We start from the raw sequence: 17,145 nt of genomic DNA on the forward strand, positions 1-17,145 counted from the left end.
GCGCTCAGGCCGGCTCGGCGAGGTGGTCGAACTCGCCCTTCTTCATCCCGTCTATCAGCGCCGCTATCTCGGCCCGTGTGTAGATCAGGGCCGGCCCCTCGGGGAACCGCGAGTTGCGCACCGCCACATCGCCGTCCGCCAGCCGGGCCAACTCGACACAGTCACCCTGCGAATTGCTCAGACGGCTCTTCTGCCAGACCACACCCTCGATCTCCGTGGCGGCCATGCCGTTGTACATGCGAAGCATCGGTGTCTCCTGGTTGTGCGAGCCGTGCAGGATGGGCCAGAGAGGCGCCTCACTGCACGTGATGATAACGCCAGTGCACTTGCACGTGCAGCTGCTTATGCGCGTGCACGTGCGTTCACCACATGTGACAACTTCCGCTCCGTAATGCTGGGCTGACGGATCGAAAGGGACAAAAGCCACCTGACTCGTCGCTCTGGGCTACGGGCGCACTGCAACGCGCCGCCGACCGGCAATCAAGATCCACAGCGCGCAGCGCCCCGGTGACACACAGTCAGTAATCATGTGCGTCGCACACCTATGTGACGCTGCTCACCGTGATCCGGTTGCAACGCGCACAGGCGCCGCAAATATATGACCGGATTTGAGGATGATTCAGGGGGTATGGCCACGCCGCTGAACCGCAAAGAAGGGTGCCCGACTTCAGCAGTCCGCACACATGACCTACGATCGTCCGACATGAGCTCTGCCGCCACCCCCAGCACACCGCTGCCCGTCCGCACGCCCGGGACCAGGGCACGCGGCCGGCACCGTCGGCCCGAACGCCACGAGATCCCCGCGGAGGCCCCCGCGCTGCTTCTGGCCGTACCCGCCGAGGCCACTCCGGCCACGCAGCAGATCGCCGACGAGCTGGTCGCGCTGATCCGCGCCGAGCAGCCCGGGATCGACGCGCGGGCCGGGTACCTGTCCGCGAACGGCACCGACGGCGACGGCACCGAGACCCTCGCCGCGCTGCTGAGCGCGGCCGCCGCCGAGGAGCGTCCGGCCCCGGTGGTCGTGCCGCTGCTGCCCGGTCCCTCCGACTCCTTCCGGGACGCCGTCAGCGGCATCCCCGGCGAGGTCAGGGTCACCGACACGCTCGGCCCGCACCCACTGCTGGCCGAGGCCCTGCACGTACGGCTGTCCGAGGCCGGGCTCGCCCGCGCCGACCGGGCCAGGCTGTTCGCCATCAACACCTCCGCTGACGGCGTGGTGCTCGCCACCGTCGGCGGTGCCGAGGCGCTGCAGCTCGCCGAGGTGACCGCGGTGCTGCTGGCCGCCCGGCTGGCCGTGCCGGTGGTGGCGGCCGCGCTGGACGAGCCCGGATCGGTGGCCGCCGCGGCCGCGCACCTGCGCGCGACCGGCAGTGCCCAACCCGCGCTGGCCCCCTATGTCTTCGGTCCCGAGGTGGACCCGGACCTGCTCAAGTCGGTGACGGCGGAGGCGGAGTGCCAGGCGTCGGAGCCGCTGGGGGCGTACCCGACGGTGGCGCGGCTGGTGCTGGGGCTCTACCTGACGGCTCTGGGCATGGAACTGGACCCCGACCTCACCTGAGCCGACCTCAGCTGAGCGGGACCCGGCCGAGCGGGCACAGCACGGCGGGGGCGCGGGGCGGTTGCCCGGTGCCCCCGCCGTGCTGTGCCGTGCTGTGCCGTGCTGTGCTGTGCCGTTCTCCGCCGTCAGTCGCGCGGCCGGGCCGCCCCGGTCGAGCCGCGGACCACCAGTTCCGGCTGGAACACGAACTCGCCGCGCTGCGCCGGGTTGCCGCCGATCTCCTCCAGCAGGACGTTGACCGCCGCCGCGCCCATCGCCTCGACCGGCTGACGGATCGTCGTCAGCGGCGGGTCGGCGAAGGCGATCAGCGGGGAGTCGTCGAAACCGACCACCGACACGTCCCCGGGCACCGAGAGGCCCCGCGAGCGTGCCCCGCGGATCGCCCCGAAGGCCATCAGGTCGCTGCCGCAGACGATCGCCGTGCAGCCCTTGTCCAGCAGCGCCCCGGCGGCCGCCTGGCCGCCCTCCACGCTGAACAGCGAGTGCTGGACCAGTTCTGCGGACTCGGCCGGCTCCATGCCCAGCCGGGTGCGCATCGCCTCGGCGAAACCCTCCAGCTTGCGCTCCACCGGCACGAACCTGGCCGGGCCCACCGCCAGTCCGATCCGCCGGTGGCCGAGGCCCACCAGGTGCTGCACCGCCATCTGCATGGCCGCACGGTCGTCCGGGGAGATGAACGGGGCCGCGATCTTCGAGCTGTAGCCGTTGATCATGACGAAGGGGACGCCCTTGCCGGTGAGCCTGGCGTAGCGCTCGGTGTCGGCGCTGGTGTCCGCGTGCAGCCCGGAGATGAAGCAGATGCCGGTGACGCCCCGTTCGACCAGCAGCTCCACCAACTCGTCCTCGGTGGAGCCCCCCGGGGTCTGCGTGCACAGCACCGGCGTGTAGCCGTAGCGGGTCAGCACCTGCTCGATGACCTGGGTGAAGGCCGGGAAGATCGGGTTGCTCAACTCCGGGGTGATCAGTCCGATCAGCCCGGCGCTGCGCTGGCGCAGCCGGGTGGGCCGCTCGTACCCCAGGACGTCCAGGGCGGCGATCACCATCTGCCGGGTGGTGGCGGAGACCCCCGGCTTGCCGTTCAGCACCCGGGAGACGGTGGCTTCGCTCACCCCGGCCTGTGCCGCGATATCCGCCAGCCGTGCGGTGTTCACTCAGCTTCTCCTCGGGAAGTCCTGGCGCAGGGGCCGGCCGACACGTGTTCACGTGGGGGTGCGGGGGGTCGCCCCCCGAAGGTTTTGAGCAAGTGTTCCCCAGTCAGTGTCGGTCCGCTGCCGTACAGCATCGCACCCTATTGCACCTGACTGACCGGTCCGGGCGCTTCGGAACGTTCTCCTTCCGGCCGGACGGCGCCGGCGGCCGGCGCGGCGAGTCCGCGCCGGCCCAGCAGCGCGATCAGCAGGGCGAGACCGCTCATCGCCGCGGGGATCCGGAACCCGGCACCGGGGCCCAGGTGCTGCACCGCCCAACCGCCCAGCGCGGCGCCCCCGGAGACGCCCAGCAGCAGGCCGGTGACGGCCCAGCCGAAGCCCTCGTTGAGCTTCTGCGGCGGGACGCAGTCGCGGACCAGGCCCATGCCGGTCACCATGGTCGGCGCGGTGCTGAGCCCGGCCCCGAACAGCACCGCGGCCAGCGTCGGAAGGCTGCCGACCAGCGGCAGCAGCGCCAGCAGCGCCGTCATCAACAGCAGGCACAGCGGCAGTCGCACCGCGGCGGCGCCCTTGGGCTTCCAGAGCCCGAAGGCGAGTCCGGACAGGCACGACCCCAGCGCGTAGCAGGCCAGCACCAGGCTGGCAGCGGCCTTGTGGCCGAGGTGGTCGGCGAAGCCGATGACGGTGATCTCGTTGACGCCGAACACCCCGCCGGTGGCCAGCAGGGTCAGCACCAGGACCCGCAGCCCGGGCGAGCGCAGCGCGGAGCCGCCGCGGGCCGCGCGGTCCGTACCGTCCGCGCCGTCAGCACCGTCCGCGCCGGCCCGGGCCACCGGCGGCTCGGTGCGCCGCTGGGCGCAGAACAGCACCGTCCCCAGCAGCATGACCACTCCGGCCGCCAGGAAGCCGGCGGCCGGGAACAGGGCGGTGGCCAGCACGGTCGCCGCCAGCGGGCCGAGGATGAAGCAGATCTCGTCGATCACCGCCTCCAACGCGTAGGCGCTGTGCAGCACTTCCTCGTCGCCCCGGTACAACGCGGCCCAGCGGGCCCGGGACATGGTGCCGATGTTGGGGCCCAGGCCGGTGACCGCGGCGGTGCCGAAGAGCAGCCAGCCGGGGCCGTCGAAGCGCAGGCACAGCAGCTCGGCGAAGCCGCCGGCGGTCGACACCAGCACGGCCGGAACCGCCACCCTGGCCTGGCCGTGACGGTCCATCAGCCGGGATATCTGCGGGCCCGCCACGGCGACCACCACCAGCACCGTGGCGGCCAGCGAGCCGGCCAGCGAGTAGGAGTGCCGCCAGCCGGTGATCATGAAAACGGCGGCGACTCCGGTCATCCCCATGGGGAACCGGGCGAGCAACCCGGCGAGGGCGAAGGCGACGGTGCCCGGTTCCACGAAGACCCGGCGGTAACTACTGAACACAACTCTCCTGAAGTGTCTGCGGATTGGCCCCGTCAGTATGGGATCCGGCATCGCCGCAGGTGCAACAGGTTATTTCCGGGCCCGGGGTGTCCGGGGCGCGGATCCCGGGGCATGCCGGAAGCGGGGCCGGACGGGGAGGCACCTCCCGTCCGGTCCCGCTCTCCTGCGGGCCCGCGCGACCCCTCAGACGCGCGGGCGGGCCGCCCCGGTGGAGCCCCGGACGACCAGCTCGGGTTGGAAGACGAACTCGGCACGGTGCAGGGCGTTGCCGTTGATCTCCTCCAGCAGCGCGTCGACCGCCGCCGCACCCATCGCCTCGACCGGCTGACGAATCGTCGTCAGCGGCGGGTCGGCGAAGGCGATCAGCGGGGAGTCGTCGAAACCGACCACCGACACGTCGCCCGGTACGTGGAAGCCGTGCTGGCGGGCGGCCCTGATGACGCCGAAGGCCATCAGGTCGCTGCCGCAGACCACGGCGGTGCAGCCGGCCTCCAGCAGCGCCGCCGCTGCCGCGTGGCCGCCCTCGACGCTGAACAGGGTGTGCTGGATCCGGCCGGCGATCTCCTCGTCGGACTGGCCTAGGAGCTCGCGGCAGGCCGCGGTGAAGCCCTCCAGCTTGCGCAGCACCGGGACGAAGCGGCGCTGGCCCAGGGCGAGCCCGATCCGCTCGTGGCCGAGCTCGACCAGGTGCTGCACCGCCATCCGCATCGCCGCCCGGTCGTCCGGGGAGACGAACGGCGCGGAGATCCGCTCGCTGTAGCCGTTGATCAGCACATAGGGCACACCGCGGCCGGCCAGCCGGGCGTAGCGCTCCATGTCGGCCGTGGTGTCCGCGTGCAGCCCGGAGACGAACACGATGCCGGTGACGCCGCGCTCCACCAGCATGTCGACCAGTTCGTCCTCGGTCGAGCCGCCGGGGGTCTGGGTGCACAGCAGCGGCGTGTAGCCGTAGCGGGTCAGCACCTGCTCGATGACCTGGGCCAGTGCCGGGAAGATCGGGTTGTTGAGCTCGGGGGTGATCAGCCCGATCAGTCCGGCGCTGCGCTGCCGCAGCCGCACCGGGCGGTCGTAGCCGAGCACGTCCAGGGCGGCGAGCACCGACTGACGGGTCGTCGGGGAGACCCCGGCCCGGCCGTTGAAGACCCGGGACACGGTCGCCTCGCTGACCCCGGCCTGGGCGGCGATGTCGGCGAGCCGAGCCGTCGGCTGCGCCGGCTGGGGCGACGCAGCCGACGGGGACGCCGCTGAGGGAGAGCCCATCTCAGACGGCCCACCAGACGGTGGCGTCGGCCGGCAGCACCAGTTCGTCCTCCACAACGGTGACCGGCTCCGAGGCCAGCAGCAGCCGTCCCGGGGCGGCCAGCCGCACCGCCTGGTCGCCGGTGTTGGCGAAGCAGGCGAACGCGCCGTCGGGGCTGTCGCGGCGGAAGGCGAGCACCCCGGCCGGGGCGTCCAGCCACGTCACGCTGTCGCCGGTGCCCAGCGCCGGGTGTTCGCGACGGGCCTTCAGGGCGGCGCGGTACAGCTCCAGGGTGGAGCTGCGGTCGCCGGTCTGGGCCTCCACACCGAGCTTGGCCCACTCGGCGGGCTGCGGCAGCCAGCTGGGGCCGCCGGGCACCGGGCCGAAGCCGAACGGGGCCTCGGTGCCGGACCAGGGCAGCGGCACCCGGCAGCCGTCGCGCATCCCCTCCTGGCCCTCGGCGTTGGTGCCCTTGGCGCGGGTGAAGGCCGGGTCCTGACGGACCGCGTCCGGCAGGTCGAGCACTTCGGGCAGGCCCAGCTCCTCACCCTGGTAGAGGTAGGCCGAGCCGGGCAGGGCCAGCATCAGCAGGGTGGCGGCGCGGGCCCGGCGCAGGTCCTGCTCGGCGTCGTTGCCGTCGCCCAGCCGGGTGAGGTGGCGGACCACGTCGTGGTTGGACAGCACCCAGGTCGCCGGGGCGCCGACCGGGCGCATCGCGTCCAGGGTCAGGTCCACCACCTCGCGCAGCGCCTCGGCGTCCCAGGCGGTGCCCAGGTACTGGAAGTTGAAGGCCTGGTGCAGCTCGTCGGGGCGCAGGTAGTTGGCGGTGCGCTGGACCGTCGGAGTCCAGGCCTCGGCGACGGCGATGCGACGGGTGTCCGGGTCGGTGCCGTACTCGTCCAGGATCCGGCGCCAGTCGCGGTAGATCTCGTGCACGCCGTCCTGGTCGAAGAACGGCAGTACGTCGTTGCCGAGCAGCTTCAGCTGGTCGTGGCGGCCGATGTCGGGCAGCCCGGCCGCCTTGACCAGGCCGTGGGCGACGTCGATCCGGAAGCCGTCGGCGCCGAGGTCCAGCCAGAACCGCAGCACCGAGCGGAACTCGTCGGCGACGGCGGCGTTCTCCCAGTTCAGGTCGGGCTGCTCGGGGGCGAAGAGGTGCAGATACCACTCCCCCGGGGTGCCGTCGCTGTTGACGGTACGGGTCCAGGCGGGTCCGCCGAAGATGGACTCCCAGTCGTTCGGCGGCAGTTCGCCGCCCTCGCCCTGGCCGGGACGGAAGTGGAAACGGTTCCGCAGCGGGCTGCCGGGGCCCTCGCGCAGTGCCTGGCGGAACCAGGCGTGCTGGTCGGAGGCGTGGTTGGGGACGATGTCCACGATCACCCGCAGGCCCAGACCGTGCGCGTCGCCGATCAGCCGCTCGGCGTCGGCGAGGTCGCCGAACATCGGGTCGACGACCCGGTAGTCGGAGACGTCGTAGCCGGCGTCGGCCTGCGGCGAGGCGTAGAAGGGGGACAGCCAGACCGCGTCGACGCCCAGGTCCCGCAGGTAGGGGAGCCTGCTGCGGACACCTTCCAGGTCGCCCATCCCGTCGCCGTCGGCGTCGGCGAAGCTGCGCGGGTAGACCTGGTAGATCACCGCGTCGCGCCACCAGCCGGATCTGCGGCCGGAGTCGGCGGCAGGGGCGGTCGGGTTGGCGGGGTGCTGGGGGGTCATGGGATCCCTTGGGTCTCAGAGACGGTCGAGTAGTCAGGAGTGCGCGGGCCGCTAGCCCTTGGTGCCGCCGGCGGTGAGGCCGGCCACCAGGTGCTTCTGTACCAGGTAGAACACCACTCCGGCGGGGATGGCGATCAGCACCGCGCTGGCCGCCATGTAGTTCCACTGGGAGTTGTACTGGCTGATGTAGGTCTGCAGTCCTACCGCGAGGGTGTACTTGTCGGCGGAGAGCATGAAGTGCGAGGCGAAGGCGACCTCGCCCCAGGCGGTGAGGAAGGTGTAGAACGCCGCCACCGACAGGCCGGGCTTGGCGAGCGGCACGATCAGCCGCCAGAAGGTGCCGAACGGCGAGAGCCCGTCGATCCGCCCCGCCTCGTCGATGTCCACCGGGATGGTGTCGAAGTAGCCCTTCAGCAGCCAGGCGCAGTAGGGGACGGCGGTGGAGCAGTAGATCAGGATCAGGCCCTGGTAGGTGTCCAGCAGGCCCAGGTTGGCCATGATCTTGTACAGCGGGACCATCAGCACCGACACCGGGAACATCTGGGTCAGCAGGAAGGTGTACATCAGCGGGCGGTGCCCCGGGAAGCGCATCCGGGAGACCGCGTAGCCGGCGCTGGCCGAGATCAGCACGCCGACGGCCATCGTGCCCAGGCCCACGATCAGCGAGTTCAGCATCCAGGTGCCGAAGCCGGTGTGGTTGACGACGAAGCTGTAGTTGGACAGCGTCATCCGGCTGAAGATCCGGCCCGGGTGCAGGTAGTCGTCCTTGCCGGCGCCCAGGGAGATGTAGAGGATCCAGGCCACCGGGAAGGCCGCGACGAACGCGCAGACCGTCAGCAGGCTGTGCAGGCCCACCGAGGCGAGCTTCCCGCGCTCGCCGCGCCGCAGCGGGCGCCGGGCGGGCTTCGCGGCACCGACCGCGACGGGCCGGTCGGCTGTGGTGAGGGTGGACATCGGGTCTGCTCCTGCGGTGTCGCCGGGTTCGGGGAGGACGCTGGTGCTCATGCCGCGGCCTCGTTCCTGGTCATCCAGCGGCGGTAGAAGCCGGTGAAGACCACCAGGATCGACAGGCAGATCACACCCACCGCCGCCGACTCCGCGTAGTCCTGCGGCATCTGACCGAAGAACAGCTGGTACGCGTAGGTGACCAGGATCTGCACGCTGTCGGTTCCGTTGGAGCCGAACAGCAGGTAGATGACATTGAACTGGTTGAAGGTCCAGATGATTCCGAGCAGCGTCACGGTGCTGCTCACCGGGCGCAGCCCGGGCAGGGTCACCTGGGTGAAGCGCTGCCAGGGCGTGGCGCCGTCCATCTCGGCGGCCTCGTAGAGCTCGCTGGGGATGGACTGCAGTCCGCCGAGGAAGGACAGCATCATGAAGGGGAAGCCGACCCAGGTGTTCACCAGGATCGCGGCGACCTTCATCGCCAGCGGGTCGCTGAGCCAGCTGGGCTGGGGCAGGTGCAGCGCGCCGAGCAGCCCGTCGACGGCGCCGCCGTCGCTGAGCAGCAGCCGCCAGGAGAAGACGGTGACGAAGGTCGGCACCGCCCAGGGCAGGATCAGCAGCATCCGGTAGACGGCGCGGCCGCGCATCTTCCGGTTCATCAGCACGGCCAGGCCCAGGCCGGTGCCGACGGTGAGCACCACGCAGACGAAGGTCCAGACGACGGTCCAGACGAAGTGCGGCACCAGCTGGTTGTCCGGGCCGGTGAGCAGGTCGACGTAGTTGTGGAAGCCGATCCAGGTGTAGCTGTCCGGGATGTGGTTCACCCCGATGGTGCGGCCGACGTTGAGGCTGTTGGCGTTGCTGAAGGTGAGGATCACCCCCTGCACCAGCGGGTAGCCGACCAGCACGGCCAGCACCACGACGACCGGGGTGCACATCACCCAGGCGTACCAGTGCTGGTCGTAGGAACGCCGCAGCCGGGCGATCAGCCCCGGCCGGGGTTCGCGGTCGCGGCGCTCCTTGCGGGCTCTGCCCTGGACGGCGACGGTCATCGGTCTGACACCTCTTCGGATCTGCGGCTGTTCGTACGGCGCGAGGGGCACGGCAGGCGCCCGGCGGGCCGGTCCCGGATCGGGGACCGGCCCGCCGGGCCGGGGGTCACTGGGTCGCGTAGGACGGGACCAGCTTCTTGATGGCGACCGAGGCGTTGTTCAGACCGGTCTGGGTGCTCTCCTGGCCGGCCAGGATCTTCAGCAGGTCGGTGTTGAACGGGGTGTACATGGAGCTGTACTCGGGCACGGCCGGGCGCGGCACGCCGGCGGCCAGGATCGCCTGGAAGGCGGCGATGCCCGGGTTCGAGGTGACCGCGGAGGTGTAGGCGTCGGACCGGGTCGGCAGGGTCGCGTTCTTGGTCGCGATGGTGACCTGCGAGGCGGCCGAGGTCATGAAGGCGATGAACTTCTCCGAGGCGGCCTGGTGGGCGGTGTCGGCGCCGGCGTAGGCGACCAGGTTGTGGCCGCCGATCGGGGCGCCGGCCTTGCCGGTGGAACCGGCCGGGACCTGGGCCACGCCGAGGTTGCTCTTGTCGGTGAAGGCCGAGCCCTTGTAGACGTTGGTGGTCTCCCAGGGGCCCTGGACGATCATGGCGATCTTGCCGCTGCCGAACTTGTCCATCATCGTCGCGTAGGCGTTGGCCGTGGTGTCCAGCTTGGTGACGCCGGGGCTGGCCAGCAGGCTCTTGATGGTGTCGATGCCCTTGACCGCGGCGGCCGAGTTGACGGTGATCTTCTGCGAGGAGGCGTCGATCATGTCGGTGCCCTCCCCGAAGAGGAACGGCATCGCGTAGTAGGAGGCGGCGTTGAACTCGAAGCCGTCGACGCCGTCCTTCTGCTTGACCAGCGCGGCGTCGGCCTTGAGCTCGTCCCAGGTGGTGGGGGCCGCGGTGATGCCGGCCTTGGCGAAGAGCGCCTTGTTGTACATCAGGCCGAGGGTGTCGGTGACCAGCGGCACGCCGTACTGGTGGCCGTTGTAGCTGGCCTGGGTGACCAGCTGCTTCTCGAAGGAGCTGCTGTCAGCGGTGGCCGCGGTGCCGTCCAGCGGGACCAGGTAGCCGGCCTTGGCGAAGCCGGAGGTCCAGCCGACGTCGGCGCGCAGCACGTCCGGGGCGCCGGAGCTGCCCGCGGCGGTCTGGAACTTGGTCTGCGCGTCGGCGAAGGGGACGTTGACGTACTTCACCGTGATGGTCGGGTTGGCCTTCTCGAAGGCGGCGACCAGGGCCTTGTAGGTGGGGGCCTCATTGGTCGCGTCCGAGGTGTCCCACCAGGTGATGGTGACCGGGCTGTCGGCCTTGGCGCCAGAACCACTGCTTCCGCTGCTGCTACTCCCGCAAGCGCTTGCAGAAACCGCTATCGCTGCCGCCAGAACGGCTGCCGCAATGCCACGACGCATTGTGAACTCCTTGGAGGGTGGATGCCCGAGTGGGTGGGTCGGCACCTGCGAAGGAACCTCCCCGAGCCGACGCACCGTTGCTGCCGTCGGGCTTGGGGAGGAACGTAACAGGCGTGTGAGCGGCATGGAAAGACCTTGCAGCAACTTTCTGAAAGGCTGGGTGATCGTTACATTCGTGTGTCCAGGTCGTTGCCACTCGGCTCATTGACCCCGGCCGGCTCCGGAGTCCACTGCTTGACAGCGGCAGGGCCGGGCCGTGGGATGTGAGGGCAGGCCCTTCGGCGACCCCGAGGGCGTGCGCCCTGGTCAGAGTCGCTCAGGTCGCTCAGGAGGCGAAGGTGGCGTACTACCGCAGCGCGGGCACGATCCCCCCGAAGAGGCACACCCAGCACCGGGACGCGGAGAGTGGCCGGCTCTACTTCGAGGAGCTGATGGGCGAGGAGGGCTTCTCCTCCGACTCGTCGCTGCTCTACCACCGGCACCTGCCCTCGGCGATGGTGGACAGCCGGGTCTGGCAGCTCCCCGAGGACAAGCCCGAGCCCAACCATCCGCTCAAGCCGTACCACTTCCGGCTGCACGAGCTCTTCCCCGGCGAGAGCTGGCGCCAGGCTGACCCGGTCCGCGACCGCCGCACCGTGCTCGGCAACGCCGACGTCCGGATCGGCTACGTCGCCGCCGGGCTGCCCTCCCCGCTCTACCGCAACGGCACCGGGGACGAGTGCGTGTACGTGGAGTCCGGCAGCGGGGTGCTGGAGAGCGTCTTCGGCAGCATCGAGGTCGGCCAGGGCGACTACGTCATCGTGCCCAGGGCCACCACGCACCGCTGGCTGCCCACCGGGGACGCCCCGCTGCGGCTCTACGCCGTCGAGGCCAACAGCCACATCACCCCGGCCCGGCGCTACCTGTCCAGGTACGGCCAGCTGCTGGAGCACGCGCCCTACTGCGAGCGCGACCTGCGCGGACCGGTCGGACCGCTGCTCGCCGAGGACCTCGGTGGCGACGCCGACGGCGATGTGGACGGCGATGTGGACGTCTACGTGAAGCACCGGGTCGGCGGCGCCATCGGCGGCACCGTGCTGACCGTGCCCACCCACCCCTTCGACGTGGTCGGCTGGGACGGCTGCCTCTACCCCTACGCCTTCAACATCAGCGACTACGAGCCGATCACCGGCCGGGTCCACCAGCCGCCGCCGGCGCACCAGGTCTTCGAGGGCAACGGCTTCGTGATCTGCAACTTCGTCCCGCGCAAGGTGGACTACCACCCGCTGTCCATCCCTGTGCCCTACTACCACTCCAATGTCGACAGCGACGAGGTGATGTTCTACTGCGGCGGCGACTACGAGGCCCGCAGGGGCTCCGGCATCGGCCAGGGCTCGGTCTCGCTGCACCCCGGCGGCCACACCCACGGCCCCCAGCCCGGCGCCTACGAGCGCTCCATCGGCGCCGAGTTCTTCGACGAACTCGCGGTGATGGTCGACACCTTCCGCCCGCTGGACCTGGCCGAGGGCGGCCGGGCCGTCGACGACGGCCGCTACGCCTGGAGCTGGAGCGGTCGCGGGCCCGGCGGTGAGGGATGAGCTGGGTCCCGGTCCCGGACGGCTCCGGATTCACCCTCGACAACCTGCCCTACGGGGTGTTCACGCCGCTGCGCGGCGGCCGGCCGGTCGGCGGGCCCCGGGTCGGGGTGGCCATCGGCGAGCACGTCCTGGACCTGGCCGCGATGTGGGCCGGCACCCCGCTGGGCGCGGACCTGGCCACCGGCTCGCTGAACCGGTTCCTGCGGCGCGGACCGCGGGAGTGGGCCTATGTCCGCGCCGAGGTCCGCCGGATGCTGGAGACCGACGAACGCCGCCGCTTCTGCGAGCGGAACCTGCACCGCGTCGACGAGGTGATGCTGCACCTGCCGGTCGAGGTCGCCGACTACGTCGACTTCTACGCCTCCGAGGCGCACGCCGCCAACCTGGGACGGATCTTCCGCCCCGAGACGGCGGAGCCGCTGCTGCCCAACTGGAAGCACCTGCCGGTCGGTTACCACGGCCGGGCCGGCACGGTGGTGCCCTCCGGCACGGTGGTGCGGCGGCCCTGCGGGCAGCGGGCGGCCGGCGACTTCGGCCCCACCCTCAAGCTGGACATCGAGGCCGAGGTCGGCTTCGTCGTCGGCGCACCGTCGGCGCTGGGCGAACCGGTCGGCACCGGGGCCTTCGCCGACCATGTCTTCGGCGTGGTCCTGGTCAACGACTGGAGCGCCCGCGACCTGCAGCGCTGGGAGTACCAGCCGCTGGGGCCGTTCCTGGGCAAGTCATTCGCCACCTCGGTCTCGCCGTGGGTGGTGCCGCTGGCCGCGCTGGAGGCGGCGCGGGTTGCCGGGCCGGACCAGCGGCCCGAGCCGCTGCCGTACCTGGCCGAGAAGGAACCCTGGGGGCTGGACCTGCAGTTGGAGATCCTGCTGAACGGGGAGGTGGTCTCCCGGCCGCCCTACCGCGACACCTACTGGTCGCCGGCGCAGATGCTGGCCCATCTGACCGCCAACGGCGCGTCGCTGCGCACCGGGGACCTGTACGCCTCCGGCACGGTGTCCGGCCGGGGGGACGCCGAGCGGGGCTCGCTGATCGAGCTGGGCTGGAACGGGGAGCGGCCGCTGCGGCTTCGCGACGGGAGCGAACGGGCGTTTCTGCAGGACGGGGACACGGTGACGATTCGCGGGAGTGCGCCGGGGGTTGGCGGCGGGCGCATGGGATTGGGGGAGGTCAGCGGGACCGTGGTGGGGTAGGCGTGCATCTGCGGACCCTAGATGGCTGGTCGCGCAGTTCCCCGCGCCCCTGAGCGAGTGCAACTGGCTCAGTTGCAACCAGACAGGGGCGCGGGGAACTGCGCGACCAGCCATGCAAGTGCTGTGCAAAGAATTGCGACGCCCCGTACGCGACCCTCGGCACGTACGGGACGGCGCGAAGCGGCACCGCTGAGGACCTGTCAGGTGGTCCGCAGCCACACCGCCGTATCGGGGGGCAGCAGGCCGCCCGGGGTGGGTCCGCTGGCCAGCAGCACCTCGGCCGCCGCAGGCCCCGGCAGCGGCACCGCCGCGTCGGAGAGGTTCACCAGGCAGGTGAAGCCGGCACCGCGCCGGAACGCCAGCACCCGCGGCCCCAGCGCGGCGCCGTCCGCCTCCGCGGTGAGCCACTCCATCGGCCCGTCGCCCAGCGCAGCTTCGTCGCGGCGGATCCGCAGCGCCTGCCGGTAGAGCGTCAGCATCGAGGCCGGGTCGCCGTCCTGGGCCTCCGCGCCGAGCCGCGCCCACGCGGCCGGCTGCGGCAGCCACGGCTCGGCCTCGGCCGTCGGCGGGCTGAAGCCGTACGGCGGGACCACCCCGGACCAGGGGATCGGTACCCGGCAGCCGTCGCGGCCCGGGTCCACACCGCCGGTGCGGTGGTACATCGGGTCCTCGATCCGGTCCGCGGGGATGTCCTCCACCTCCGGCAGCGCCAACTCCTCGCCCTGGTACAGGTAGACCGATCCGGGCAGGGCCAGCGAGAGCAGTGCGGCGGCACGGGCCCTGCGGGTGCCCAGCTCCAGGTCGGTCGGGATGCCGTGGGCCTTGTCGGCGAAGTCGAAGCCGGTGTGCTCGCGGCCGTAGCGGGTGGCGGTGCGGGTGATGTCGTGGTTGGCCAGCACCCAGGTGGCGGGGGCCCCCACCGGGGCGTGCACGGCCAGCGTGGTGGTGATGGTGTCCCGCAGTTCGACCGCGTCCCAGGGGCAGGCCAGGAAGCCGAAGTTGAAGGCGGTGTGCAGCTCGTCCGGCCGCAGGTAGCGGGCGAAGCGCACCGGGTCCGGCAGCCAGACCTCGCCGATCAGGGCGCGGGGCTGCGGGTAGGAGTCGGCGATGGCCCGCCAGGAGCGGTAGATGTCGTGCAGTTCCTCCCGGTCGATGTAGGGGTGCGGCTCGTCCGGGGCGTGCGGCGCCTCGTAGTCGTAGTCCGGCAGGGCCGGGTCCTTGACCAGTTCGGCGGCCGAGTCGATGCGGACGCCGGCCGCGCCCCGGTCGAACCAGAACCGCAGCACGTCCTCGTGCTCGCGGCGGATCTCCGGGTGGTCCCAGTTGAGGTCGGGCTGCTCGGGGGCGAAGCGGTGCAGGTACCACTCCCCCGGCGTGCCGTCCGGCTCGGTGACCCTGGTCCAGGCGGAGCCGCCGAACTGGGAGCGCCAGTTGTTGGGCGCCAGTTCTCCGTGCTCGCCGCGGCCGGGGCGGAACCAGAAGCGGGCCCGCTCCGGTGACCCCGGCGGGGCGGCCAGTGCCTGCTGGAACCAGACGTGCTGGTCCGACACGTGGTTGGGGACGATGTCGACGATGGTGCGGATGCCCAGGTCGAGCGCCTCCGCGATGAGCTTCTCGGCCTCCGCGAGGGTGCCGAAGGCCGGGTCGATCTCACGGTAGTCGGCGACGTCGTAGCCGCCGTCCGCGAGCGGCGAGGCGTACCAGGGGGTGAACCAGAGTGCGTCGACACCGAGGTCGGAGAGGTAGGGGAGCCGGGAGCGTACGCCGGCGAGATCGCCGACTCCGTCGCCGCCCGCGTCGGCGAAACTGCGTACGTACACCTGGTAGATCGCGGCGCCGCGCCACCACTGGGGCTCGTGCACGGTAGGGGTCTCCATCTGTCGGGGACGAGGCTGGTCCGCCTGGGACCGGTCCGGGGAGGGACCGGTCCCGGGCAGGACCAATCACGGGACGGGGCGCGGCACTGCGGGAGGGTGTCCGCGGCAGTCTGTCGGGGTGTCAGCCCTTGAGGCTGCCCGCGGTCAGGCCGGCCATGATGTTGCGCTGGAAGAACAGGAAGAACAGGATCGTCGGCACCGCCGAGATGGCCGAGGCCGCGATGAGCACGTTCTCGGGGACGCCCTGGGAGAGCGAGTAGATGCCGGCGTTCAGGGTCTGCTTGGTCGGGGAGGGCTCCGCCAGCAGCGGCCAGAGGAAGTCCTTCCAGACCGCGACCAGGGCGAAGATCGACACCACCGAGATGATCGGCCTGGACATCGGCAGCACGATCGACCAGAGGATCCGGATCGATCCGGCTCCGTCGATCGAGGCCGCGTCCAGCAGCTCCTGCGGGATCGAGTCGAAGAATCGTTTCAGTAGGAAGATGTTGAAGGCGTTGGCCACCGAGGGCAGCCAGATCGCCCAGGGCGTGTTGAGCAGGTTGACGTGCAGGATCGGCACGTCGATCGCGGTCAGGTACTGCGGCACGATCAGCACCATGGCCGGGATCATCAGGGTGGCCAGCATCGCACCCAGCACGAGGTTGCCGAGGACCGGGCGCAGTTTGGAGAAGGCGTAGGCCGCGCTGATGTCGAAGACCAGCTGGAGGAGCAGCGCTCCGAAGGCGTAGATCAGCGTGTTCGTCAGCAGTTTGGCCAGGTTGAGCTGGGTCCAGGCGGTGCTGTAGGTGCCGGGGGTGATCTTGTGCGGGTACAGCGTGGGCGGACTCTGGATCGCCTCGGCGGTGGTCTTCAGGCCGCCGGTGACCATCATGTAGAGCGGTCCGATGAAGACCAGGGTGAACACCACCAGGGTCAGCACCAGCACGGACCAGTAGACGATCCGCCCGCGCGGGCGGTTCAGCTGGACCCGGGAGACCAGGGTTCGGGTGGACGTGTCGACTGCGACTGCCATGGCTGACCTCACTGCTCCGCTCGGCGGCTGACCCACCGGTAGATGAGGGCGAACACGATGAGCACCAGCAGGAGCAGCAGCCCCAGGGCCGACGCGGCGCCGTAGTTGCTGAAGTTGAAGGCGTACTGGTAGACGAGGTAGACGATGGTGGTGGTGGAGTTGTCGACCCCCTGTCCGCCGTTGGTGAGCACGAAGGGCTCGACGAAGACCTGCATGGTGGCCACGATCTGCAGCATCAGCAGCATGCTGAGGATCAGTCGGGTCTGAGGGATCGTCACATGCCAGATGCGGCGCAGGATGCCGGCCCCGTCGATCTCCGCCGCCTCGTAGAGCTCACCGGGGATGCCCTGCAGGGCGGCGAGGTAGATCAGGGTGGCGCCGCCCATGTTCATCCAGGTGGAGGCGATCACCACGGCGATCATGGAGGTGTTCGGCGACTGCAGCCACTGCAGCGTGGGCAGCCCGACCGCGTGCAGGATGTGGTCGAACAGGCCGTACTCGGGGTTGTAGAAGTACTGGAACAGCACCAGTGAGGCGACCGGGGGCAGCATCACCGGCAGGTAGACCACGACCCGCAGGTAGGCGCGGGCGTGCCGGAACTCGTTGAGCACGATGGCGACGAAGAACGGCACCACGTAGCCGAGCAGCAGGGCGAGCAGGGTGAAGTAGAGCGTGTTCCGCCAGGCCTGGCCGAAGCTGGGGTCGTTCCAGATCTGGTTGAAGTTGTGCATGCCGACCCACTGGGTACGGCCGAGCTTCTGCTTCTGGAAGCTCATGATGAACTCCCGGACCATGGGGTACCAGGAGAAGAGGCCGAAGCAGAGCAGCGCTCCGATCAGGAAGCCGTAGGCGCTGACGTTGCGCCGCAGCTCCCGGACGAAGTCGCCCTGCCTGCGCGGTGTGCGCCGGGGGGTGGGCCCCGGTTCGGTGGTGCTCACCAGTACCTCGATTGCCGCCATCGGGGCTCCTGACAATGCCTGGACGGGGACGACGGTGGCGGGGCGGCC

At 70.8% G+C, this 17,145-nt stretch carries 14 protein-coding genes; 3 read left to right on the forward strand and 11 right to left on the reverse strand.

All coding sequences use genetic code 11. The annotated features are described in order from the left end of the window. Positions 1-4 precede the first annotated feature (4 nt). Complete coding sequence (locus IF29_RS0100085; protein ID WP_030247960.1) at positions 5-247, reverse strand: DUF397 domain-containing protein; 243 nt, start codon at positions 245-247, stop codon at positions 5-7. A gap of 456 nt (positions 248-703) precedes the next feature. Between IF29_RS0100085 and IF29_RS0100090 the strand changes: the two genes are divergently transcribed. Further along, positions 704-1,558, forward strand: a complete 855-nt coding sequence (locus IF29_RS0100090; RefSeq protein WP_030247963.1) for a sirohydrochlorin chelatase — start codon at positions 704-706, stop codon at positions 1,556-1,558. 125 nt (positions 1,559-1,683) lie between these two features. On the opposite strand, the gene IF29_RS0100095 is transcribed toward IF29_RS0100090, so the two are convergent. From IF29_RS0100095 to IF29_RS0100125, 7 genes are all read right to left on the reverse strand, one after another. Beyond that, on the reverse strand, positions 1,684-2,709 hold the full coding sequence (locus tag IF29_RS0100095) for a LacI family DNA-binding transcriptional regulator (protein ID WP_030247964.1): 1,026 nt from the start codon (positions 2,707-2,709) through the stop codon (positions 1,684-1,686). A 137-nt stretch (positions 2,710-2,846) separates the two neighbouring features. Beyond that, positions 2,847-4,130: an MFS transporter gene (locus tag IF29_RS0100100; RefSeq protein WP_051724711.1), complete on the reverse strand. Its 1,284-nt coding sequence runs from the start codon at positions 4,128-4,130 to the stop codon at positions 2,847-2,849. Between the two features lie 183 nt (positions 4,131-4,313). Beyond that, positions 4,314-5,390, reverse strand: a complete 1,077-nt coding sequence (locus tag IF29_RS0100105) for a LacI family DNA-binding transcriptional regulator (protein ID WP_051724712.1) — start codon at positions 5,388-5,390, stop codon at positions 4,314-4,316. A gap of 1 nt (position 5,391) precedes the next feature. Next, positions 5,392-7,083 (reverse strand): glycoside hydrolase family 13 protein, encoded by a 1,692-nt coding sequence (locus tag IF29_RS0100110; RefSeq protein ID WP_030247972.1) that lies wholly within the window; start codon positions 7,081-7,083, stop codon positions 5,392-5,394. 51 nt (positions 7,084-7,134) lie between these two features. Beyond that, positions 7,135-8,037 (reverse strand): sugar ABC transporter permease, encoded by a 903-nt coding sequence (locus IF29_RS0100115; protein ID WP_030247974.1) that lies wholly within the window; start codon positions 8,035-8,037, stop codon positions 7,135-7,137. Positions 8,038-8,084: 47 nt separating this feature from the next. Further along, positions 8,085-9,080: a carbohydrate ABC transporter permease gene (locus IF29_RS0100120; RefSeq protein WP_030247975.1), complete on the reverse strand. Its 996-nt coding sequence runs from the start codon at positions 9,078-9,080 to the stop codon at positions 8,085-8,087. A gap of 106 nt (positions 9,081-9,186) precedes the next feature. Then, positions 9,187-10,476, reverse strand: a complete 1,290-nt coding sequence (locus IF29_RS0100125; RefSeq protein WP_030247980.1) for an extracellular solute-binding protein — start codon at positions 10,474-10,476, stop codon at positions 9,187-9,189. Between the two features lie 338 nt (positions 10,477-10,814). On the opposite strand from IF29_RS0100125, the gene IF29_RS0100130 reads away from it, so the two are divergent. Together IF29_RS0100130 and fahA are read left to right on the forward strand one after the other, a co-directional pair. After that, positions 10,815-12,053: a homogentisate 1,2-dioxygenase gene (locus IF29_RS0100130; protein ID WP_030247982.1), complete on the forward strand. Its 1,239-nt coding sequence runs from the start codon at positions 10,815-10,817 to the stop codon at positions 12,051-12,053. Continuing rightward, a complete protein-coding gene (fahA, locus tag IF29_RS0100135; RefSeq protein ID WP_030247984.1) occupies positions 12,050-13,246 on the forward strand; it encodes a fumarylacetoacetase in 1,197 nt (398 codons plus the stop codon). The genes IF29_RS0100130 and fahA overlap by 4 nt, the downstream gene beginning before the upstream one ends. Positions 13,247-13,446: 200 nt before the next feature. Here fahA and IF29_RS0100140 read toward each other — a convergent pair whose 3' ends face one another. From IF29_RS0100140 to IF29_RS0100150, 3 genes are all read right to left on the reverse strand, one after another. Next, on the reverse strand, positions 13,447-15,123 hold the full coding sequence (locus tag IF29_RS0100140; RefSeq protein WP_030247986.1) for a glycoside hydrolase family 13 protein: 1,677 nt from the start codon (positions 15,121-15,123) through the stop codon (positions 13,447-13,449). A gap of 121 nt (positions 15,124-15,244) precedes the next feature. Continuing rightward, positions 15,245-16,138, reverse strand: coding sequence for a carbohydrate ABC transporter permease (locus IF29_RS0100145; RefSeq protein WP_030247987.1), 894 nt, complete (start codon positions 16,136-16,138; stop codon positions 15,245-15,247). Between the two features lie 8 nt (positions 16,139-16,146). Continuing rightward, positions 16,147-17,097, reverse strand: a complete 951-nt coding sequence (locus tag IF29_RS0100150; RefSeq protein WP_030247988.1) for a carbohydrate ABC transporter permease — start codon at positions 17,095-17,097, stop codon at positions 16,147-16,149. Positions 17,098-17,145: the final 48 nt, after the last annotated feature.

Source organism: Streptacidiphilus jeojiense (genome assembly GCF_000719095.1).
GTDB classification, from domain to species: domain Bacteria; phylum Actinomycetota; class Actinomycetes; order Streptomycetales; family Streptomycetaceae; genus Streptacidiphilus; species Streptacidiphilus jeojiensis.